The following is a 21,749-nucleotide window of genomic DNA, read 5'->3' on the forward strand; positions in this document are numbered from 1 at the left end:
ACAATCAGTAGTGTTTGATATGCTCCCCCTATATAGGACACTGAAATATAAAGTGGCTTATATAGGGGGAGTTTGTATGTCTAGAGGAAAAATGAAATTAAGTTCAGAAGAACGGCTAGCTCTTGCAGAAAGAGCTTTAAGAAATGAAGCTAGCATAAGCAGCCTGGCCAAAGAAGCACAAGTCGATAGCAGTACGATAGAAAGGTGGATCACTCTTTATGAGAATGAGGGACCCACAGGTTTACTCCCTACAAAAAGGAATCAATCATACTCAACAGAATTGAAACTGAATGCGGTCCATGATTATTTAGCTGGAACATATGGTAGCTTAAGAGCTGTCGCCAAGAAATACGGGCTTCGTAACAAAAAACAATTAGAAGACTGGTTAAAGATATATAATACTCATAGAAAGTAAATGCCCAATCACCAAGTACCTACACACCAAATAACCTAAGCCCTATAATGGACTTAAGTTATTTGGTTGTTTTTGCGTACTGTTTGGCGCACGTTGCTTGTGCGAGAGGCTGCCAAGGCAAAAGCTCATCCAACGCTTCATTAGAAACATGCGCTAGATTAGGAATGCGATCAAATAGAAATTCCAAATAGCTCACTGGATTCAGCCCATTTACTTCAGCTGTTCGATACACGCTTAGAATGATTCCCGAAGTTCGAGCACCTTCCAAACTGCACGAATGCATAGAATTCTTGCGACCGATTACCAGCTCTTTTATCTGGCGCTCTGCTAAGTTATTACTAAGTTCCAAGCGTCCATCCTCAAAAATCCGCTCAAATCCTCCACGCAACTTTAGCGCATACTTGACCGCTGTATCTAGTTTGGATTTTGGAACTGCTGTAAAGGAGCCCAGCCATTCATAGAAATTGATGAATAGAGGGGTTAAATAATCCCGGCGTTTTTTCTGCCGATCTTCAACGGATAAGTCGACCCACTCTCGTTCCAATTGGAACCAGATATCGATCATTTTGACAGCGATCCAAGCAGGCGTTTCCTCGTTTTTATTGTTCTTTGGAAGAGCTTCAAAAAACTTCCGACGTGCATGAGCCAAACAATAAACGAGTGTGACATTTTCCACCGCGTTATAGCCTGCGTAACCATCACAATGCAGATACCCGTTGAAATCTGCTAGAAATTGCTTTGGCACTTCGCCAGCTCGCGATACTGCGTGATGGTAATATACGATTGGATGTGTACTATGCTTTCCTGTGCTGAATAGCCAGTAATGCGTGTCTTTCTTGCCCTTCTCAATGACCCGATACGTGGTTTCATCGGCGTGAAGGATTTCCTCTTGGGTTAAATGACTTTTTAATCGTTGGGCTAAACTGTCTAAGGCGTTATGACAAACTTTGATATGCCAGTTGGTGATGTTATCTCGGGAAATATCCAGACCCAATGTTTCTTGCCAATAACTTTCCTGCCGATTGGCAGGTACTTTTTGACCAAACTTCAATCGGATGGTTTCGGCAATCACGCTGTTTGACCCTAAACTATTGGAAACGACAGGTCTTGGAACAGGAGCTTTTTTATAGGAAGAAACATCTGCCTTTTCGCATTCTTTGCAACAATACGTATGTTGGTAATGAACGAGCCGATCTAACATGGCTTGATGGAAAAGCACCTCTTCGCGAATCTTGGTTGTGCCAATGTCGGTCATTTGAGTGCCGCATTGGTCACAGATTCGTTGCTCAGTTGACAATTCATGGTGTCTTTCTTTTAAGGGAAGATAGGCGATCTTCGCCGCTTTTTGACCGATTTTTCTTTTGTGTCCTTTTACCATTGTTTCTTGTCCTTCTTCTGTTTGGGGAACGGCCTTACTATCTTCAACCTCATCAGAAAATAGGTTTAACTGACCAGTCACTTGTGAATCCAGTGTTTCTTTGGAACGACCAAAAAAACGATCCGTAAAATAGCTCAATTTCTCATTGAGAAGATGAACCTCTTGGTTCAATGCTTGATTCGCATGCTGGAGTTCTTTGATTGTTTCTGTCTGAGATTCAAGGAGTTGAAGTAGGATATTCACATCTACTTCGACGTTATTGTTAGAAGAAGAATTTGTTTGTAAGGACAAGAAATTCACCACCATTTTCATTGTTACTACTGTTATTATTATACCATTTAGACGCATCAAAAAACAGAGAAAACCGCATAAAATCAACGATTTCACTCTGTTTAAAAGAATCCTTTTGTCCCAGCCTTGATTGCTTTGGGTTGGTGAATACTTAATCCCTCAAGTAGCCAGTGAATCTGTTGCACAGACAGTTGGCGAACTTCTTCCTTTTTTCTCGGCCATTGCAGTCGACCGTTTTCAATTCGTTTGTATCCCAGAAAAAAGCCATCGTTATGCCAGTAGAGCAATTTAAATCGATCACAGCGATTGCCGCAAAAAAGAAAGATGGCATCTTCGTAAACATCCAGCTCATAGTCTTGTTGGATAATCCTAGCAAGTCCGTCAATTCCTTTGCGAAGATCTGTCTTACCAGTTACGAGAAAGATTTTTTCTACTTTGGTAAAATCGAGAAACATCTTATCCCAACTCCTTAAGGATCGCCGAGAGGATATAGCTGTTTACGCCATTATAGATCAAAACTTCAGAACCATCCTTCTGACGGATACGCAGGGCAATTTTTGCGGTACTGTTTTTTCTCTGATCACGAGCCGTTCTCGATTGATCGTGAAGTTGAATAGGAACGATATCATTTATGTTTTTCAAAAAAACACCTCCGTTTCACTTGATAGCTCAAGTATAGATGAAGGTGGAAATATTTTATAGGTACCGATTTATTAGGCATTTACCATAGAAACTTCAAATCAGAAAGTGGTGGAAGTAGAATGAGTAAATCCAGAAAAACAACATTGAATGAACGAGTTAAAATTGTGCATGACTGTATTATCAACGGTCGAGACTATGGGAAAACTGCGATTCAGTACCACGTCTCTTACCAACAAGTTCGGAACTGGGTGTTGAAATACGATGAGATGGGGGAAAAAGGCTTAGAAGATCGACGAGGGCAACGAGCGGGAAGTAAACCTGCCAGAACACCCGAAGAAGAAATGCGCGATAAACTGGCTCAACAAGAACGACGGATCAAGTTGCTTGAAATGGAAAATGACCTGTTAAAAAAAGTCAGCGAGTTAGAAAGGAGGCGGGATTTGAATTAGTTCGTCATACGTTTGAATACCAATCGATCAAAGAGCTGCACGAGACAAAAAGCTATCCAATTAACACCATGTGTACCCTGCTCCATGTCACAAGATCGGCCTATTATCGTTGGTTAAAAAATCCCAAACTGCCTGAAGTGTTGTTTAATGAACAGTTGGCTGACCTTGTTCGTTATATTTATGAAGCAGACAACGATAAAGGATATCGCAGAATCTGTGAAGATCTCGTGAATGATTATGGCTTTCAAGTGAATGACAAGCGTATTCTTCGAATCTGTCGCAAACTTCAAATCCAATCAACCATCAAGCATTCAGGCAATAGTATCACTAAGGCATCCAAGACTCCGTATCATATTGCGAAAAATCATTTGAATCGAAAGTTCTATGCGGATCAACCGAATCAAAAATGGCTAACAGATGTGAGTGAATTCAAGTATTATGAAGGGGCCGAAGTGAAGAAAATCTATTTGAGCGCTATTCTTGATCTCGCCGATCGTCGCATTGTTTCATTTGTCATCAGCGACAAAAATGACAATAAATTAGTCTTTGATACCTTCGATCAAGCAGTCGCCGCCGAACCAACCGCTCACCCGCTATTTCATAGCGATCGCGGATTTCAATATACAAGTAAAGTTTTTTGCACAAAGCTAAAGAAAGCGAAAATGAAGCAGAGTATGTCTCGTGTCGCCCATTGTACCGATAATGGTCCAATGGAAGGCTTCTGGGGAATGCTTAAACGAGAAAAATATTATCGGCGAAAGTTTATCAGTAGAGAAAGTCTCGTTGAAATGATCAAAAAATACATGAACTATTACAACAATGGTCGCTATCAACGGTGTTTGAAGAGTAAGACACCGAGCCAAGTTCATCAAGAATTATTAATGGCAGCTTAATCACTCTCCCTCTTGGACAAGCGAATAGAATAAATCCGCTTAACCAAGAAGGAGACCCGCCGAGCAAAGTTGAGGTTAAACAAAGTAAAAAACATAAAAACTGCCTACCGAATTTCGGTAGACAGTCGTCAAAATAATTTTATTCTATTTCATTGTCCACTTGACGGGGAGCCCAGCATTCACCATTGATTGTCTTTTTTTTTTGCCGATTTTTGGTCGTTAGACAGATGCATCATTCATATTGACCGTAAAGCTGTTCCCTTCACCACCACAGCAGAAAACTAAAAATAATAACCTGCATGTATTAATAAATCAGTTAAAAAAATTCATATTAAGCAAGTACGCGCCTTAGCCAAAACACAACATATTGTATGTATTTTAGCTAATAACACAAATTCAATACAATATCTAGTCTTTTATTTTAATTTTTTTAGAGCTATGATGAACTCTCAAAGAAAAAGATTGGTGGTAATATTTATGAAATTAGCAGTTTTTTGTGGCGTATGCTATGGAAAAGAAGCAAAATATAAAGAACTTGCAGAACGTATTGGCGAGTATATCGCTGATAAAGGATTGGACTTAGTTTCTGGCAGCTCAATCAGCGGTTTAATGGGAGCAGTAAGCAATGGTGTTATCAATAAACACGGGAATGTGACCGGAATTTGCTCTCGTGGATTCTTTGATGATGATCTTTCTCGTAAAGAGATCAATGAATTTATTTTTACTGAAACAATGGATGAAAAAAAACAACTTCTGATCAATAAATCAGATGCCTATTTGATCTTACCTGGAGGACTAGAAACACTGGAAGAATTATTTCATTTACTGAGCTCAATCGCCATTGGACTTGTTCCGCCAAAACCTATCGCTATCCTTGATATTGACGGCTACTATCAGTCCTTGATCGAATTTCTGATTAAGGCTTCAAATGAAGATTTCATTGACTATCAAGCAATCAAACACATATTGATCTCAGACGATTACCAATCATTGATCAATAAAGTCTGTATCGAATTATCTGAGATGGGAGTTGTTGCCTAATGAAAATTTATTTAGCAGGGCCATTTTTCTCTAAGGAACAAATTTCTCTAATTCACTCAGTGGAAAAAGCCTTGAAGAACAACCCAACTGTTACCGAATTTCATTCTCCACGTTTAGACCAAACATGCGAGTACGAAGCCTTCACACCGGAATGGGCAAGCGAGACCTATTTTAAGGATATGCATCATATTGAAACAGCCGATGCTATCGTCGCTATTTTAGATTATGAACACGAAATTACCGACCCAGGAACCGCTTATGAAATCGGAATCGCAACGATGCTGAAAATCCCTGTTATCGGTCTGCTGACTGCCGGCGATACGGTCAATATCATGTTGACTGAATCTCTCCATGCTTTCACCAAACACGTAGCCGAGATCGAGAAGTACGATTTCAATACATTACCCTCTTCACCTTACTTAGGAAATTACATTTAATCAGCTCTATCGTCACACATCTGTAACTTTATGAAGAGTTCATCTATCACTTCGTTGACTGATTATCTAATACTAGAGTAAGAGGACGCTCTAGTATCATTAATAAACTTAGCAAGAAGAGAATAGGATACGGGCATTCCAACTGAAAAAAACGAAAACTTCTGAAAAAGCTAAATCTGGTTGTTTCAAAGTCATTTTTACTGGGCTTTACCGTCACCGATACATCTTAGAAGACTATCTCAATCAAGCAATAAAAAAAGCTCAAGTATAAATTTCTCTTAATCCGCAGGCAAATGATTTGCTTTCGTTTTTTCACTCCGTATACTAATAGCTAAACTAAAAAAAGCAGGTGATCTTATGTATGTTGTCAAAGTCCTCCATGGTTATATTGATAAAGAAGGTCAGCGCACCCGTGAAAAAGACCCTGAGAAGCTTTGGGTATTCCAAAGCAAACAAGAATCCGACCATTTTGCTACTAAAATTGGCGGACGCAGCAAACACATTTCGAAAATTCGGAAAGATTGAACCTACACGTCCATAATCGGGCGTGTATTTTTTCTATAAGCGTATTAATTTCAAATCAATCGTTTCCATAGTAAGGTAGATATATAAATTATTGAAGGAGGACGTATGTATGCCTTGGAATACGAATGATTACCCAGCCTCAATGAAAAACCTAGACCCATTGATTCGAAAAAAAGCCAAAGCGCCACAAAAAAATGATTCTCACGACCATGATAAAAATGCAAAAAAATTGATGAATGCCGACGTTTTAGTCAAATATCAAGAAGATCATTGGATCGTCATTTCCGAAAAAGCCAGTCAAGCCAGTGACACCTTCGACAAAAAGGAGCAGGCCGTCGAACGAGCGAAGGAAATTGCGAAAAACAAAAATTCTTCGGTGAAAGTCTATAAACAAGACGGCACGCTGCAGGATACGTTTGATTATTCTGAATAGGTAAAAAGAGAGCAGTGGTCACTATCTAGAATCAATTCTGTTTATGGATTGTTTCAACGTGACTATTGTTCTTTTTTAGTTGTTTAGTAAATTTTATAAGAATAGCTACATAAAAAATGATGAAAAATCAATTTAGAAAGCTTCTAAATCAATCCCGATTCAGTATCGTATCTTTAATGGATTGCCAATACGTTTTTTCCCCAACTATGAGAGACAATTCTCCCGTAAGACCGTATCGATTAGGAATCTTTTTAGTTGGAAACAGCTCTCCCTTTACACTAAATAGCCCTCCTTGCTTCGTATTAGTGCTCTTTTCAGCTATTTCTTTTAACTTACCACTCATAATTACTGGTTCTACTCCTTTTTTATCTAGTTTAAAGTGGACTTTCATTCCAGTTTTAACATGGGTCATTTCATTTGCTGGTATCAAAGCAGTAAATTCCAGATTTTCATTTGAGCTTAAAGGGTATATCTCTGCGAGCAAAGTGCCTTTAGGTATTTCCTGTTGACCACGGATTTCTTCGTTTACATGAATAATACCATCCGTAGGAGCAACCAAATTCCCCTGACTAATTTGATCTGTTAACGATTGAATTGCTAAATCATTTTTTTTCTGGTCATCTGTTAATTCGGATAACTTTTGTTTTGTCGTGGCTAATGCCTGTTCTTTCGTTTGTTTGATTTTTTCATTTTGACTGTTAATTTCATTGTCATAATTTATGGGGGGACTCAGCTTTGACTGCTCTACTTGAATCTGCTCGATCTCCTTTTTGAGTTGAGAAATATGCTCTTCAATTGTTGATAAAATCGTTGCGTTTATTTGGCTCTTTTGTTCTTCGGATGTATTTTCTAATTGGGATCGCCAAGCCTGAAATTGAGCTTGAATTTCTGATGAACCATCTTGAACGCCCTGTTGATTAATCCAAGCAGAACGAACAATATTCCACTGATTCGTATCATTTTGAAGAGCTTGTATTTGTTGTGTCAATTGATTTTTAGTCTTATTATAACTATCCTGAGCTTTTTGATCTTCTTCAACTTTCTGTTTAACTAAATAATCATTAGAAGATTGCTCTAAGAATAGACTTTTCAATTGATTACTGTAACCAAAAGAATCTTCTTCTTCGAATAAATTTGCTCCTTGGGTCAGGCTATCAACAAATAGGTTGCAAGCCTTTTTTTGACTTTCTATTGAAGCATTTTGTTGTTTGATTTGCTCTTTTTCACTTGATAGATTTGACGTATCAAATAGAATTAAAGATTCCCCTTTTTTTACTCGCTGATTTTCGTTTAATTTGTTCTCTATAATTTTTGTATTTATCGGAACTTGTAGTATCTTTGTTTCCGCTGTTAACTGTGCAGAAGTTTTTATGACTATTTCTTTTTTTATAAAAAACAAGAATAATCCTACCAAAAACAGGAGTAAAATTACCGGATACATGATCCAGCGGTAAAACGAATGATGTTGGTGACTATAAATGGTAGAATGATCCAACCATTCTTTTTTTGCCATTTTAACCAACCTCCTTTAGCTAAATTTCCCATAGACGTTGATATATTCCTTGATTAAAGCGTAAAGTTTCGTGAGAACCCTGTTCAACCAACTTTCCTTCATGAAGAACCAGAATCTTATCACATGCCTTAGCTATTGGTAAATGATGAGCAATAAAAAGCAAAGTTTTATTTTCTAAACTTAGAAGATACTCTAAAATGGCATGCTCTAACAAAGTGTCTAATCCGCTTGTTGCTTCATCCAAAATCAATATATCTGCATCTTTTAAAAGTGCACGTGCAATAGCTAAACGTTGCCGCTGTCCACCCGAAAGATTGGCTCCACCCTCTTCTAGTACAGCATCAAAACGCAAAGGTTGTTGGTTGATAAATTCTGTAAGCTGAACCGCATTGCAAACTTCCAAAATCCGCTCAAAACTTGGTATATTCGACAAGCCAAAGGTTAGATTTTCGATAATAGTCCCACTGAAGAAAAAAGATTCTTGCGGGACGTAAGTAACATTTTCTCGTAACAATTTATAGTTGATATCCAAATGATTGATTTGCCCATAGTAGATTGTCCCTTGCGTGGGTTGATAAAAGTTCACAAGTAATTTTGCTAGAGTTGATTTTCCTGAACCGCTAACACCAACCAATGCAATCTTACTCTGAGCCGGAATGGTAAAAGATATATCTTTCAGTGTAGACTCTTTCATGTTGTATCCAAAAGTAACGTGTTCTAAAGAAATTCCCTTTTTGAAATTTTCTTCAGAAAATTGATGACCATTTTCCGTATTTGAGTGCTCCGATTCAATAGCAAATACCTCATTTAATCGTTTGTTAGCAACTTGTGCTGCCTGCATTTTCACTTGGAGATTAATAATATTTTGCAATGGATCTGTAAAAAAAACGAGCAGTGCATTATATGTGATGAGCTGACCCAAGCTAATTTTTCCACTCATAACATAATAAGAACCTACCCAAAGAATTAAAGCACTACTTATTAATTGAATGGACTGCTTGAATCCTTTTTGTACATTATCTAAGGTTACGGAGCGAAATGATTTCTTCATCAGTTTAATGAACTCTTGATCCACGCGATTATATACTCTCTCCTCGCCATTATAAGCTTTGATAGTCTCCATTCCTTTAAGGCTTTCAATAATACTAGAGTTTAATGTAGCACCTGCTGACATTTCTTCTTGATTAGCTTTCTCATACCCCCTAACAAAAGCGAAGATGGCTATCAAATAAAACGGCAGCGAAGCTAATGTAATTAAGAAGAGCGTACCGTTTTGTACCGCTAAAGTAATACCAACTAATAAAACCATTCCGATATCTAAAAAAACAGAAAGTGTTGCGCTTGCTAGTGCATCAATAATCTTATTTGCATCTAGAAAACGAGAAATAATTTCGCCAGATTTTCGTGTCGCAAAAAAGTTCATTGGAAGCGTTAATACATGCTTGAAATAACCAAGCATAATTGCCATACTCATTCGTTGTCCCAAAATCACTAATAAGTAGCTGCGACTATACTCGAAAATAACTTTGAATAGGTATACAACAATTAATCCTACAGAAATAATATTTAATGTCGACTTAGCTTGATTTGGGATAAAATAATCAAGAATACCTTGGAAATAATAGGAGCTAGCTATGCCAAATAAAGTAATAAAAAGAGCTGCTAACACAATATGAAAAACTAATGATTTCTGCTGCCAGATAATTGGAAAAAAAGAACTTAATCCAGCTACTTTTTCCTTGCTCGGTTCATAAGATGCTTTGGGTGTGGGTATAAGTAAGACACCGGTCCACAGTTTAGAAAAGTGTTCAATTAATTCCTTTTGTTTTCCTTTCGCTGGATCAGCGATCAATAAATTTTCACCATTTACTCCATATACAACAACATAATGAGTATAACTATTATCAACGACTATGTGAGCTATCAAGGGAAATGAAAGTTCTTTTTCCTGCCAAACTTCTGAATCTGCTTGAACAGCCAAACAATCGAAATCTAATTTTTCTAGTGTATTCTTTAGCCCAAAAGCAGTTGTCCCTTCCAAATCAGTACCTGATAATTCTCGTAATTTATGAATAGGTATTTCTGTTTTGTAATATTTTAGGATCATAGCCATGCAGGTCACGCCGCAATCTTTTTCATCTTGTTGTTGAATATAGGAAAATGACTTTATCAATGGACAGCGATCCTTTCGAAAAATTTTAGTTTTTAATTTGATTGATTTTCTCTTTAATTTTTGAAGCTTTACCTATAGAAAAAGGTCTCACTAATTCTGAATCAAAAAAGATAGATCTGGCTTTAAAATCAATTTCTTTTATATTACGTAGATTTGCTAAACATGATCGATTAATTCTAAAGAGAACAGGATATTGCTTTTCTAAATCCGTGAGTTTTCCATAGAACTCATAGTGCCCATTTTTTGTATAAAGACGAATTCGGTGCGGTAATTCTGATGGTTCCATAAAATAGATATCTTGTATATCAATCGTGAATGTTTGAGAACCTATAGAGAAAATAAATGCTTTGTCTTGAGATATTCTCAGCGCGTCAATTCTTTCTTGTGCAAGTACAAGTAGTTCAATAATTTCTGCACGGTAGGTTTCAAACGGTTGATCTTTTGAAACGAACCCTAGCGTTTCAACCCGTCTTTGAATGGTCAAGGGGATCATTTCCTCATGGGTAGTGATAAAAATAATTTTTGCTTGAATATCTTTTGCGCGAATTTTTTCTGCGAGGTCAACTCCATTCATTGGATGATTTAAATCAATATCTAAAAAGTAAATTCCTTGCTTTGGATGAAATTTGTTTAAATAATTCTCTACTTCAGTTGGACTTTGCGTTTTCAAACTTAGTTGAAATATATCACTGTGAAAGAGAATAAAATTTTGAACAATTGTCTCAAGTTGATTTAATTGAACAATTTGATCTTCGCAAATAATGATGGGATAGCTCATAATTTCTCCTTTATTGCCACATTAAGATCACTTGAGTGGTAAACGTTAGATGATCTTTCTTATATTGAATAAACATATTGCTATTTTTTTCATTGACTTCCTGAACGGTATTTAGCCCTAATCCTTCATGACCTTTTTTTGTCGAAACTCCTTTATTTACAAGAGAATCTATTGAATGGATCAATTCTTGACTACTATTAACAATCAAAAATTCTACTTGTCGATCGTCTCGATAAATTAATAAAGAAATTTTTCTTTCTTCACTCTCTAAAGCTGACTCTATAGCATTATCCAAAATAATTCCTAAAATACGTACACAATCAAAGATCGGTATAGGTATTTTTTCAATCGGTTTTAAACATTCAAAATGACAGTGAATTTGAGCCTCGTTGGCTTGATAAAACTTTGAAATAAGTAGACTTTTTATGTAGTCGTTCTTCACGTTTTTTAAATATCTATAATCAAAATCCGTTGATGTAATATGACTATTCGAATAATCTTCCAATTGTTGAATTTGTTCAGTAAGCTCAAAATTTTTATTTAAAGAGGATAGCTCCTTTATACTCAATAATAGATTTTTATAATCATGCCTAAATTTTGCTAGTCGTTCTTGATCTTTTTCCAATTGTTCAGTGTACGTTTTCAGATGATCTAACTCCTGAATTTTCAATTGTTGTTCATATCTTTCTTTTTGTCTCAAAGTTGTTCTAATAAATAAAAAAAGGACAAAGATTGTTTGAACAATCAGTAAAATGGCTACACCTAAAATAAATCGATCAAATACTTCATAATAATGAGAAGCATATGAAATGAAAAAACTAATTAAAAAAAGATAAATCATCAAGATGGTTGTAGATTTAGAACTATTCTCTGAAACAAAATTTTTTATACCTAATTTCCTGTAAATACCTGCGAAAAATAGAATAAGAAAAAAATTAATACTTATTTGAATGGAAATGTAGCCGTATCCTTTAATTCCCTCATGAGAAAACATATGAAGCATGGTCACTGAGCTAATGAGCGATACGCTATAAACAATTAGCATACAGATAATAAGCGTATTTAGAAGAATTTGATCAACTTTCCCTTTATTTTTCAATACCAAATAACTACCAAGGATAGGTACAATATCCCCCACCTCGGTAAAAATTTGTACAAAAAAAGTCAACGGAATAAAGAAAAGCACGCTTAGAAACTTCTTTTTGTTTTTCCAACAGTCGCTGATGAGAAAAAAAAGTAGATAAAAATTAATAATATCCATAATCATTCGAACAATGTAGGCCTTAGTATCAATAGTAATCAAGAAATCCCCTCCTGATTAGATAATACCAAAAAAAGACTTTTAGCACTTCTTAAAAAGAGAAAGCACACATTGAGCAACATTTGATTTAGAATTTCCCAAAGTCCATTGATTTCCTCCACAAATTCTTTTTAGCTTTTTGTCTGAACATTCCTTAACATTCATTAGTTTTTTATTTTTCATTTTTTCACTCCTAGTCTTTTGATGAAACAAGCATGCCATTATCTCGGAAAAAGTAGGGAAAAATTCTTAAACAACGGGGAAATCATTCCTAAACGAAGGGAATTCCTAAAAACTTATTGGTTCACGAAGAAAAGTACAAGGTTTCAGGAAGGATTCCTTTAGAGATATGAACCTTATGCTACAGTCATTTTGTACCATAAATAATTTATAAGGAGTGTGTTGAAACATGCAAAAGGTAAAAGAATTGAATGTTAGAGAACTGCGACAGATTAATGGTGGAGGTAACTTTATTGATTATATGAAAAGTTACTACAAAGGTTTATGGAAAGGCTTAACTCAGTAACAAAAAAATAAATGGAGAGTGAAATACATGGAAAACTATAAAAAATTGTCTTCATCAGAAATTTTAAAGATTAATGGCGGTGGTAAATATGATAAACAGGGTTATCAATTGGGACTGAATGTAGGAAAATTTGTTAAAGGCGCAGTCACAATCTGGGGCTTGATTAAATAGTTGCATGTAAGGATCGGATTTACTTATAACCCCGTCTGTGAAAATTACTAATTAATCAAATCACCGTTCTTTATTATCAACAGTAAAAACTTTCAATATTATTACTAAGAATTTGTATTTATAAATTTCTAAATGAATCAAGTCAGAGTTTCAAATAACTTATTAGAGTCCCTATTCAGGGTATTCGATAGTACGATGAGATAAAAGATTTGTAGATACAAATTCTTAGTATTGTTCCTCTTTTTTAATTATTACATTATCGTTGGGAGGTGAGATGAAAATGTTTCAAGCAATAGGTATTTTATGTGGCGTTTTCTTATCAATAGCAGGCCTTATTAAGGGATTTAAGTCGATAAACTGGATGATAAAATTGGGGTTAGTTTTCATACTAGTAGCGGAGAGTCCCTTCATTATCAATTTCATTAGAGGGTTATTCCAAGGTATAGTTGGCTGATAAATCTACTAATAGATTCGATCACTTTATCAAACGTTTAAAAATATAGGAGAATAAAAATATGCGGATTTTTGTGTCAATGCTAAATAAAATAATAGTTGCTATCATCTTGTTTATCTTCATACGCTCAGAGTCAATGCTTATCACGATTGCGCAAAAAAATCCAACAAAATTAGTCTACCTTGTTGTCTCAATAGCAATGGTTGGAGTGATATTCTTAAACTTACTTTTTTCAACAAAATTGACTATTATAAATATAAAAAAGATGAGACTAAGCTGGAAAGATCTCAAGAATAGCTTCTCTTGGTTATTGCTAATTATTGGTGTGAAGCTGATTGGTGGAATCATTTTAACCTTTGAAAATACCGACACGACTTACAATCAAGTAGGTCTTGAGAGTTTTCTGACTGGTGTACCAATTTTTATTATAGCTTTATTTACTATCGTTTCAGCTCCAATCATGGAAGAAATTCTATTTCGCGGATTTCTTTTGAAGCTATGCTTCAAAGATTATTTACTAATTGGTGTGCTCGTTTCTAGTATTCTTTTTGGAACAGCTCACCATCCAACCAATTTTGGAAGTTTCGTTACATATACTGGAATGGGGCTAGTATTAGGTATTTATTACAAAAAATATAAAAGGTTAGAACTTACTATGTTGTTACATTTTCTAAATAATTTAGTTGGTTTTCTGCCTTTTATTTATCACTCTTTTTTTTAGAATTTTAATCACTTTCAGTCAATTATTGTTTAGGCTTATGATGTTCAATTTTTACGCTCTACGATGAGAAAAAAAGTCTATCTAATTTGGATACGTGAAAAAAACATACATAAGCACGCTATTAATTGAAGAATCTTAGAAATCAAAGGGTATTTTTTGAATAATGGTGATTCTGAAAGCCCAGTATTTAAAGCTATCATCAAAATACCTAAACTTAATAGAAATTCAGGATCGAACATTTTATTCAACTACTTTCTGAGGTCATTGTGAAGCTATCCAGTGAGGAATTGGTAATGGTTTATTTATGCCTAGTGTGTGCCTATAAATGCGATAATAACCCCCTGTCCTTTATCGGATCTTTGAATTAGAATCACTTGTGCTCCACAAATGGCTGCCAGAATAGTCCCTAATGGCGCTCCGAGAAACGGAGCAAATACAGTAACCATCTGTTGTGCATCAGTAACATTTTCACAATGAGAATGCTTCAAGTAAAGATCAAAACCTTTCCATGTATTAACAATCTTTGTGACGCCATCAGGTTTTGGATTTGTTGGAACATTTTTATCAACTAGTACAATCGCTGCACCATCTGCGTACACATCATAATCCTTATCTCTATTTTGTATAACGAGATTTGCCTTAATTTCATCGATCCATTTAGGTGTTACTTCCAAATTTCCTGATGAATCGACTTCTAAATAACCGTTCGCAATTTGTTGTTTAGTAAATTCTTCGCCAGTAGCTTCAGCAGTTTTGATTTCTTGATCTGGTGTTTGTAAATAAATCCGAGAATTTTGTTCAGTTTTTCCAGTAGTTGAATCAACTTCTGAAGCCATAACTGTTGATTTGGCGATAAATAAAGGTGAAATTGCTATCAGTAACGTTGCAATGAAACAAAAATATTTAGGACCTCTCGTTTTAATCATAATGCATCTCCTTTTTTATGTTCATTGCAGAGCAAATTAATATTCTACAATGATTTTTTGATTGTCCCTAGATTTCCTTACTGTTATCTGCGAATAGTTTCTTAGATAACACTAATAAAAAGACAATTAAGAGAAAACATGTTTTCAAATTAATAAACGTTTATGTAAATTATGGTAACACGGAAAATTAGTGACTCGTTTATTCTCTATTAAATAAAGGAACCACTTTTTTTATGCATTAAAAAAAAACTGGAAAAAGATTTTTTTAACAGCCATTTATTTCCTGCAAAATTTAACTACCTATTGGAATCTTCATTGTCTCAGTTCTCCAATCCAATACCTACAGAAATCATCCAAAAGAATACATCCCCGGCTGAGGTGTATAAACAAGACGGCATATACGTTTGATTATTCTGAATAACAGTAAAGAAGCAGAACCAATTACTAAGGGGTGTCTTAGCAATTGCTTCTGCTTCAAATTTTTGTTAAATTCTTAAACCAATGCGAAACTATTTATTATTAACCTCTTTCCAAACAACTTCTGTCGCTCGGATATCCCTGTTAAGCTCTTTGCGATACTTTTTCATAATGGCTTTTGCTTCATTAGTGGTGGTTAACTTTGAAAGTTCTTTCTTAGAAACATTTTGATCTAGTCTCTCAAAAGACGGATTACTTTTTCCACTTTTTTTATAACGCAAAAAGAAGTTTGTGTCTTTTGGAACATCTAGATTCGTTCGTCCTGCTAGTTCATAAAGGGCTACATAGATATAGTCCCCGTCTATCCCCACATGGAAGGAGCCCCCTTTATACGTATGGACTGGAATATTCCCATTGTGTAATGGTTCAAGGTAACGAAGATCATGTGCTTGAAACGTATAGTCCCCTTTTTCCAGATAGTTATTTACCTCTGTGTGCTGCCAATGGGCTAGATTTTTATTTTTGGTATAAACCGTACTAAACCAATAGATATTATATAGAACAAATACTGCTAGTAAAACGATCCCAATCCTTTTAATGATTTTGAAATACTGCAAGCTTTTCCGCTCTTTAACAATCGTTTCCATGATCACCGGCTCCTCTTTGATTAATTGGTCTAAGGAAAGATCATACAAATTACTTAGATAAACTAATTTTTCGATGTCAGGAAAGGTTCTCCCTGTCTCCCAACTTAAGATCGTTGCTCTAGAGACATTCAGTTTCTTTGCAACATCCTCCTGAGTGAATTCTTTAGCTAATCTATGTTTTTTTAATCTTGACCATAATTTCCCTCCCTAACCTATTTTCAGTATAGCTCACTAGCGGCGTTGTTCTTGTCTATGAATTGTGTCATAGCCGGTTTGCTACAATTCATAGCGTTCATATTTAGGAAAAAATATGAACTTTTATTATAGCAGCATCTATTATGCAATAAAAACAAGAATAGAAATAATTTATTCTTTGAATGAAAAAGTTATTTTAATACTCTGATACCCAATCAATGTGCCGGTCTGATTGAAGGATGCTGATTATAAGGATAACTGGCTATAGAAATTATTATAAGCGTTTTATATAAACTTTTTATTATACACCATTTTTATCCGCTTTGTAAAATCGCAATTTGACACTTACCCCCCCTAATTTGACCTGTTTTTATGCAAAAATAAGGGTTTTCACCTAAAAACAGGTCAATTTGAGGGGGGTAGCGGTTATTTTGCGATTCGCACTTTTTTTAGAAATCGTTTATCTTTTAGTCACCGGCCGGAAACAAAAAAATTTAGGAGGAAACAATCATGATTCAAAAAATCGGCAATAAACTTCAAGTAGAAATCGATGCAGGCGGAGAAAAAACTAAGAAGATCACCTTTACAAATGTAATGGATGCGCCCAGCGAAGAGAAGGTCCTTGAACTGGGAGAAATTATGAAAGCCTTGTCAGTCGAAGGCAGTGAATTAACCGGCGTGATCCTAACCAGTCAATTACGCTATACCAAATAAATCATAGAAAGGAACATGAAAGATGTTAAAAATCGTCGCAACCTTTAAAAACAGCTTAGGGAAGAACCACACCTGGAGCTTCAATGATCCTGATACTCAAAAGACCGACACAGAGATCAAAGGATTGTTACAACGCATGACAGAGGTAAAACTTTGTCAGAAAGATGGCGCTGAATTATTCCACACCGTCGAAACCGCCAAGTACGTCGAAACAATTGAAACAATTATTTTTTAAACCAATACGTTGAGGAGCAGCGGTGCTACTGCCGCGCTCCTCCACTAATTAACGAAAGGATGAGCATCAATGAATGTCATACAAACACTGTCGTTTCGGCAGTTATTCAACTTAAAAGCTAAAACACTCGAACAACGAATCACCAATTTCTACCATGAAACACAAAACAGCAGTGTCACCATCAAATACATTTTAGCCTTAAAAGTACGCTGCCAATTAGGAGCGGCGGAGTTTGATCACTTTCTAAAGGATCTTGTCCGCGAGGTATTTATGCACACCAAAGCTACCCGCACCATGAAACGTCTCTTTTATTATTTTGAAGACTACTTTATGGCACCGGAATGGCGGACTTTGAAACTGAGAGTCTTTCCAGTAAAAAAATTCGGTGAAACAGTTGTCTCTGTCGCTCGCTCCCTTATTTCATTTGTCCGACCAGAAGAAACTAGCGAACCTTGATGAAACCATGAACCAACCTACGCAGAAAAAATCAAAGAAAGGAACAGAACAATGACCAAGGATTTAATTGCCACCTTTGGAAAAAGTGATGGCGGCACCCACAATTGGAAATACAGAGATCTTGATCCCAACTTAACGGCGCCACAGATCAAAGAAGCTTGCGAATTATTGACGAACTTAGACATTTGTACACAAAACGGCGTAAAACTATTTGATTCTGTAGTCACCGCCAAGGTCTTGACCCATAAGGAAACTCTGATATTTGATCCAGAACATGAGACGAGAGGTGTTCGTTACGATGGAAAGCCTGTTGAGGAAGCCTCTTATGATGAAGTTAGCTGCTTTGATGTCGCAGAAAAACAGGAAGAAGAAGTCGCTTTGCCGACTCCGAAACTATCCGCACTACCAACAACGCCGTATGGTCGCTACTTTAAACAATTAACTACGATTGAGCCTTCGGAAAAAGCAGCGATTAAAGTAGAAAAGGAGTCGCTTCTGCAATCCAGATATAGCGAAACTAACGATCAGCAACCCACTGTTATGCCTTTGATTGAAGATTCATCAAATAAAGACACAAAAGAACAAAACAGACTGCTTCAATGGCTTCATCGAATCAGGAAGAAAAACAAGGAAGGGCCGCCTGAGACACCACGGGAATAGGCCTTTTCCCAATTAAATCCGTTCATTGACAACCACATACTGCGTAGGGATCAACAGCTATTAGCCCCTGCGAAAAGAAATTCGCAGGGGCTATCAATTAATTTAGAAAGCGAGGAATCTATATGATACAACTTCCCTTAATCAATTATCTATTCGGCGGAAGTCTGCCGATCATGGGCGTTTTTTTGACCATGGTTGGCCTGGACCTCACTACCGGATACGTCAAAGCGTTGAAAAGTCATACCTGGGTGTCTTCGATTAACCTATATGGCTTGTTTACAAAATTCATTACCTTTTCCACAATCATTTGCGCCGCTGCCTTAGACAAAATCGCGCCAACTGTAGGAATTACTCTGCCAATCAATGTAGCATTAATCTGGACAGCGCTGTTAATTATTTACGAGATCGGTTCGATTTTAGAAAACGCTCATGAATTCGGACTGAAGATCACTTGGCTGCAGAAATGGCTGAAGGTATTTGAACGAGACATTGGGAAAACGCCTGATAAAGACGATCAGGAAAATAATGTTCAATAGGGGTGAATCAAATGCCAACTACTGAAACTGCATTGCAATACGGATTAAATCTACAGGGAAAAATTTGCTACTCCATGTCACATAGATTGGGCCCACGTTCCATGGATTGCTCCAGTTTTGTTTTTCGAGCGTTGATTGCGGCAGACTTTTTGCCAAACGGCGCCTATATTGGAAACACCGAAACGCTCTTCAACTTAAAGGGCACCTTATTAGAAGAAATCAGCCGCTCCCAAGTTCGCCGTGGAGATCTCTGGATTGCTGGACATCAAGGTGCATCGCTGGGGTCAGCGGGGCATACCGGCTTTTTCTTAGGGGATATTAACGGTAACGCATTGCACTGTACCTACTCAAAAGGCTGTCAGAATATCGCCGTGACCAAAGCGATAGGCTGGATGGGGGATTATTCCGGCTTACCTGTACGCTATTTTCGACTAAAAAATACGAGTGTTAGCGGGCCTCACGAAAATATCGGGCAGCAACGAATGCTGGCCATCGATGGTTCATGGGGACCTGCCACTACGAGACATCTGCAAGAAGTATTGAATTGCACCATCAAAGATGGCATCATCAGCGGACAAATCAGAAATCGGGCGAATCAATCTATTCCCTCGGTTCAATTTGGGTACGGTGGTTCGAACATGATCCGTGCACTGCAATCAATATTAAAAGTTGCAATAGATGGCAACTTTGGACCCGCTACCTGCCTTGCCCTGCAACAAAAAATGGGCACGATTCAGGACGGAATCATCAGTTCCGAATCTGATTGTGTTAAAGCCATGCAACGAAGATTGAATGATGGGGTAATCTAGTGTAATCTTCAAAGTTAGGATGTGTACGGAAATTGGTGTACACATCCTTATGTTTCAATTAAATTTGTAATCGGCTAAACTTTTAATGCTTTTCAAGTGCGTTCACTTCATCCAATCGGTTAGAACTCCTGTAAAATAAATGAGCGTATGTTCCAGCTTGACTACTAAATAAACGCATTTATACCTTGTTAAAAACTAATTTCGAAAGCTTTTATAGAGATATTTCAAGATAGATTTTACATGGATTCAAATAGACCAACGACATAAACAGCTCTAACTAAAAATCTTTTTTGAACTGATCATACGGTAATGGAACAAAAATAAAAGATAGAAAATACTCAATAGAATTACCGCGATAATATTTTTCTCGATTGAAGAAATACTAGAAATTGAGGCACATACGTTGAATAGCGCATGAAACAAAATGACTGTGTAAATCGATTGATTTGAATAATAAATGAATGAAAATACGAATCCCAGCAGTAAAGCATTAATGATTTGCAAAATGACTAAGATGAAGGCAGTATTCGGATTCAAACTACTGGCCATATGAAGAAGTCCAAAAAGTATGCTAGAAAAAATAATAAAAAACTTTGGCCCTTTATCTCTTAAAGAATTGAAAATAATTCCGCGAAAAAAAGTTTCTTCAACAAAACCAACTAACAACATCTGAATGATAATCAATCCTAATGTTGAAAAAGAAAGATTGAAATTAATTCCTAGAACGACTGGCTGTATACAGATAATCAATGCCATAAATCCTATTATTCCTCTACTTAGCTTCCCTTTTTTGAACCCGAATTGTTTCAAGGTTGGATCTTTTTTCTTCATATAAAAGAAACTAACTACTCCACAAATCAGAAATGCTGCTATCTGACATAAAATAACTCCATTCTCGTTCATTTTCAATGCAATTCCGATAGCTGAGAAGAAACTGATTACCATTGTTAAAGCAAGTACCCCACCGATTAATTTAAAATATGTTTTGTTCATTTTATTAACTCCTCTGTTTGTTTTTTTACAATATAGCATGCAAAAAGAAACTAAAAACAAGTATAATTCCTGTATACAGGAATTATAGATGGGAGAACTCATGAACGAAGTAATTATTAAATCAATCCGCAAACAAAAGGGACTTACACAAAAGGAAGTGTACTCAGGTATTGCATCGAAGACTTTTTACAGCGATTTTGAAGCTGGAAAACACTCAGTTGAAGTAACGAAGTTTCAAGGATTTTTGAATAATCTAGGAATTAGCCAAGCAGAATTTGATTATTTTAGGGATAGTCAGATTATAAATGAAGAGAAGATTCTCGATGCTGAGATTGATCAATTGTATAACAGCGGCAATTTTGAAGCTTTATACGAAATTTTTGAAAAATACAAATCCCACACTCACACAGAAATTCGTTATCTAGCGATTAAAGCCTACTTATTGGTGCTTATTACGAATACCAATTTTTACAATTTTTCTCGTGCTCCCTTTTTAGAGATTCTTACTTATTTGGATACAATAAAAATGTGGACACTAAAAGAAATAAAATTGGCTAAACTTGTCCTTCTTTCCTATTCCGAAAAAGAGAAGGTTAAGGAACGCAGCCTTTACGCGAGACTGCTTGATGAACTAGCAAAATATGAAATTTTTGAAGCGAAACGATATTATGAAGAAATCAGCGATCTTTTTTTCAATCGTATTCAATGGTTGTTGATGATCAATGATATAGACGAGGCTAAAGATTGTCTGCAGCTTTATGAACGTGTTATTACTAAGGCGGACAATCTATATTTTTCCTTACAGCTGCGCTTTATGACATATATCGTAAATCTTTACTTTGATTTTCCCATCTATTCACAAAAAATAAATGCGTTACTCGATCAACTAAGCAGTATGCCCACTTCTGAAACACACTTTTACAAAATTATTTCTCAACTTCATATGGAAAAAGCGAAGAATTATTATCAAAGATATCAAGAATAGACTTTAGTCTAAAAGAATCGTTTCCTTGGTAAATAG

27 protein-coding genes and 1 pseudogene are annotated in these 21,749 nt (G+C 36.1%); 16 read left to right on the forward strand and 12 right to left on the reverse strand.

All coding sequences use genetic code 11. From position 1 onward, the window contains the following. The first annotated feature begins 76 nt into the window (after positions 1-76). Positions 77-415: a helix-turn-helix domain-containing protein gene (locus tag IGI52_RS11380; RefSeq protein ID WP_438781341.1), complete on the forward strand. Its 339-nt coding sequence runs from the start codon at positions 77-79 to the stop codon at positions 413-415. 58 nt (positions 416-473) lie between these two features. Here IGI52_RS11380 and tnpC read toward each other — a convergent pair whose 3' ends face one another. From tnpC to IGI52_RS11395, 3 genes are all read right to left on the reverse strand, one after another. Further along, entirely contained in the window at positions 474-2,036 is a 1,563-nt protein-coding gene (tnpC, locus tag IGI52_RS11385) for an IS66 family transposase (RefSeq protein WP_070557863.1), read from the reverse strand. Positions 2,037-2,185: 149 nt separating this feature from the next. Next, positions 2,186-2,539 carry an IS66 family insertion sequence element accessory protein TnpB gene (gene tnpB / locus IGI52_RS11390; protein ID WP_070557861.1) on the reverse strand — a complete coding sequence of 118 codons (354 nt, stop codon included), beginning with the start codon at positions 2,537-2,539 and terminating at the stop codon, positions 2,186-2,188. A 1-nt stretch (position 2,540) separates the two neighbouring features. After that, a complete protein-coding gene (locus IGI52_RS11395) occupies positions 2,541-2,726 on the reverse strand; it encodes a hypothetical protein (RefSeq protein WP_070557862.1) in 186 nt (61 codons plus the stop codon). Between the two features lie 119 nt (positions 2,727-2,845). Here IGI52_RS11395 and IGI52_RS11400 point away from each other — a divergent pair, with 119 nt between their 5' ends. From IGI52_RS11400 to IGI52_RS11425, 6 genes are all read left to right on the forward strand, one after another. Next, a complete protein-coding gene (locus IGI52_RS11400; RefSeq protein WP_438781342.1) occupies positions 2,846-3,175 on the forward strand; it encodes a transposase in 330 nt (109 codons plus the stop codon). Positions 3,176-3,210: 35 nt separating this feature from the next. Further along, entirely contained in the window at positions 3,211-4,068 is an 858-nt protein-coding gene (locus IGI52_RS11405; RefSeq protein WP_438782248.1) for an IS3 family transposase, read from the forward strand. 477 nt (positions 4,069-4,545) lie between these two features. Beyond that, a complete protein-coding gene (locus tag IGI52_RS11410) occupies positions 4,546-5,109 on the forward strand; it encodes a TIGR00730 family Rossman fold protein (protein ID WP_438781344.1) in 564 nt (187 codons plus the stop codon). Then, positions 5,109-5,546, forward strand: coding sequence for a nucleoside 2-deoxyribosyltransferase (locus tag IGI52_RS11415; protein ID WP_016179638.1), 438 nt, complete (start codon positions 5,109-5,111; stop codon positions 5,544-5,546). The genes IGI52_RS11410 and IGI52_RS11415 overlap by 1 nt, the downstream gene beginning before the upstream one ends. A gap of 357 nt (positions 5,547-5,903) precedes the next feature. Further along, entirely contained in the window at positions 5,904-6,071 is a 168-nt protein-coding gene (locus tag IGI52_RS11420; protein ID WP_016179637.1) for a hypothetical protein, read from the forward strand. A 109-nt stretch (positions 6,072-6,180) separates the two neighbouring features. Continuing rightward, the gene (locus IGI52_RS11425) at positions 6,181-6,504 is read left to right on the forward strand and encodes a DUF2188 domain-containing protein (protein ID WP_438781346.1); all 324 of its coding nucleotides are present in this window, start codon (positions 6,181-6,183) and stop codon (positions 6,502-6,504) included. A 148-nt stretch (positions 6,505-6,652) separates the two neighbouring features. Here the strand turns inward: IGI52_RS11425 and IGI52_RS11430 are convergent, their stop codons facing one another. The 5 genes from IGI52_RS11430 to IGI52_RS11450 are packed head-to-tail and all read right to left on the reverse strand — an operon-like array spanning position 6,653 to position 12,451. Further along, positions 6,653-8,017, reverse strand: a complete 1,365-nt coding sequence (locus IGI52_RS11430) for a bacteriocin secretion accessory protein (RefSeq protein WP_438781348.1) — start codon at positions 8,015-8,017, stop codon at positions 6,653-6,655. A 19-nt stretch (positions 8,018-8,036) separates the two neighbouring features. Next, a complete protein-coding gene (locus IGI52_RS11435; RefSeq protein WP_438781350.1) occupies positions 8,037-10,190 on the reverse strand; it encodes a peptide cleavage/export ABC transporter in 2,154 nt (717 codons plus the stop codon). 25 nt (positions 10,191-10,215) lie between these two features. Further along, positions 10,216-10,968 (reverse strand): LytR/AlgR family response regulator transcription factor, encoded by a 753-nt coding sequence (locus IGI52_RS11440; protein ID WP_438781352.1) that lies wholly within the window; start codon positions 10,966-10,968, stop codon positions 10,216-10,218. A 10-nt stretch (positions 10,969-10,978) separates the two neighbouring features. Then, the gene (locus tag IGI52_RS11445) at positions 10,979-12,271 is read right to left on the reverse strand and encodes a sensor histidine kinase (RefSeq protein WP_065422883.1); all 1,293 of its coding nucleotides are present in this window, start codon (positions 12,269-12,271) and stop codon (positions 10,979-10,981) included. A 39-nt stretch (positions 12,272-12,310) separates the two neighbouring features. Then, positions 12,311-12,451: an EntF family bacteriocin induction factor gene (locus IGI52_RS11450; protein ID WP_161799680.1), complete on the reverse strand. Its 141-nt coding sequence runs from the start codon at positions 12,449-12,451 to the stop codon at positions 12,311-12,313. A 370-nt stretch (positions 12,452-12,821) separates the two neighbouring features. Between IGI52_RS11450 and IGI52_RS11455 the strand changes: the two genes are divergently transcribed. Both IGI52_RS11455 and IGI52_RS11460 read left to right on the forward strand, forming a co-directional pair. After that, entirely contained in the window at positions 12,822-12,965 is a 144-nt protein-coding gene (locus IGI52_RS11455) for a hypothetical protein (RefSeq protein ID WP_161799681.1), read from the forward strand. 515 nt (positions 12,966-13,480) lie between these two features. Next, positions 13,481-14,140 (forward strand): lysostaphin resistance A-like protein, encoded by a 660-nt coding sequence (locus IGI52_RS11460; RefSeq protein WP_438781354.1) that lies wholly within the window; start codon positions 13,481-13,483, stop codon positions 14,138-14,140. Between the two features lie 308 nt (positions 14,141-14,448). Here IGI52_RS11460 and IGI52_RS11465 read toward each other — a convergent pair whose 3' ends face one another. The 3 genes and pseudogenes from IGI52_RS11465 to IGI52_RS11475 form a co-directional block, all read right to left on the reverse strand. Continuing rightward, complete coding sequence (locus IGI52_RS11465) at positions 14,449-15,066, reverse strand: hypothetical protein (protein ID WP_438781356.1); 618 nt, start codon at positions 15,064-15,066, stop codon at positions 14,449-14,451. A gap of 509 nt (positions 15,067-15,575) precedes the next feature. Then, positions 15,576-16,130, reverse strand: coding sequence for a helix-turn-helix domain-containing protein (locus IGI52_RS11470; RefSeq protein WP_438781358.1), 555 nt, complete (start codon positions 16,128-16,130; stop codon positions 15,576-15,578). Positions 16,131-16,157: 27 nt separating this feature from the next. Beyond that, positions 16,158-16,307 (reverse strand): annotated as a pseudogene (locus tag IGI52_RS11475) (helix-turn-helix transcriptional regulator); the annotation flags it as partial. Positions 16,308-16,835: 528 nt separating this feature from the next. Between IGI52_RS11475 and IGI52_RS11480 the strand changes: the two are divergent. From IGI52_RS11480 to IGI52_RS11505, 6 genes are all read left to right on the forward strand, one after another. Beyond that, positions 16,836-17,039, forward strand: coding sequence for a hypothetical protein (locus IGI52_RS11480; protein WP_438781359.1), 204 nt, complete (start codon positions 16,836-16,838; stop codon positions 17,037-17,039). A gap of 22 nt (positions 17,040-17,061) precedes the next feature. Further along, positions 17,062-17,274, forward strand: coding sequence for a DUF2922 family protein (locus IGI52_RS11485; RefSeq protein WP_176675240.1), 213 nt, complete (start codon positions 17,062-17,064; stop codon positions 17,272-17,274). Between the two features lie 69 nt (positions 17,275-17,343). Then, positions 17,344-17,730, forward strand: a complete 387-nt coding sequence (locus IGI52_RS11490) for a hypothetical protein (RefSeq protein WP_016180589.1) — start codon at positions 17,344-17,346, stop codon at positions 17,728-17,730. Positions 17,731-17,781: 51 nt separating this feature from the next. Then, entirely contained in the window at positions 17,782-18,390 is a 609-nt protein-coding gene (locus IGI52_RS11495) for a hypothetical protein (RefSeq protein ID WP_438781361.1), read from the forward strand. Between the two features lie 122 nt (positions 18,391-18,512). Further along, positions 18,513-18,926, forward strand: a complete 414-nt coding sequence (locus IGI52_RS11500; protein WP_137439511.1) for a phage holin family protein — start codon at positions 18,513-18,515, stop codon at positions 18,924-18,926. 74 nt (positions 18,927-19,000) lie between these two features. After that, positions 19,001-19,735 (forward strand): peptidoglycan amidohydrolase family protein, encoded by a 735-nt coding sequence (locus tag IGI52_RS11505; protein ID WP_438781362.1) that lies wholly within the window; start codon positions 19,001-19,003, stop codon positions 19,733-19,735. 273 nt (positions 19,736-20,008) lie between these two features. Here IGI52_RS11505 and IGI52_RS11510 read toward each other — a convergent pair whose 3' ends face one another. Beyond that, complete coding sequence (locus tag IGI52_RS11510) at positions 20,009-20,728, reverse strand: lysostaphin resistance A-like protein (protein ID WP_438781363.1); 720 nt, start codon at positions 20,726-20,728, stop codon at positions 20,009-20,011. Positions 20,729-20,828: 100 nt separating this feature from the next. Here IGI52_RS11510 and IGI52_RS11515 point away from each other — a divergent pair, with 100 nt between their 5' ends. Beyond that, on the forward strand, positions 20,829-21,713 hold the full coding sequence (locus tag IGI52_RS11515; protein WP_244299440.1) for a helix-turn-helix domain-containing protein: 885 nt from the start codon (positions 20,829-20,831) through the stop codon (positions 21,711-21,713). Positions 21,714-21,749: the final 36 nt, after the last annotated feature.

This window comes from Enterococcus sp. DIV0187 (assembly GCF_051713785.1).
In the GTDB taxonomy this organism is placed as follows: domain Bacteria; phylum Bacillota; class Bacilli; order Lactobacillales; family Enterococcaceae; genus Enterococcus_A; species Enterococcus_A avium.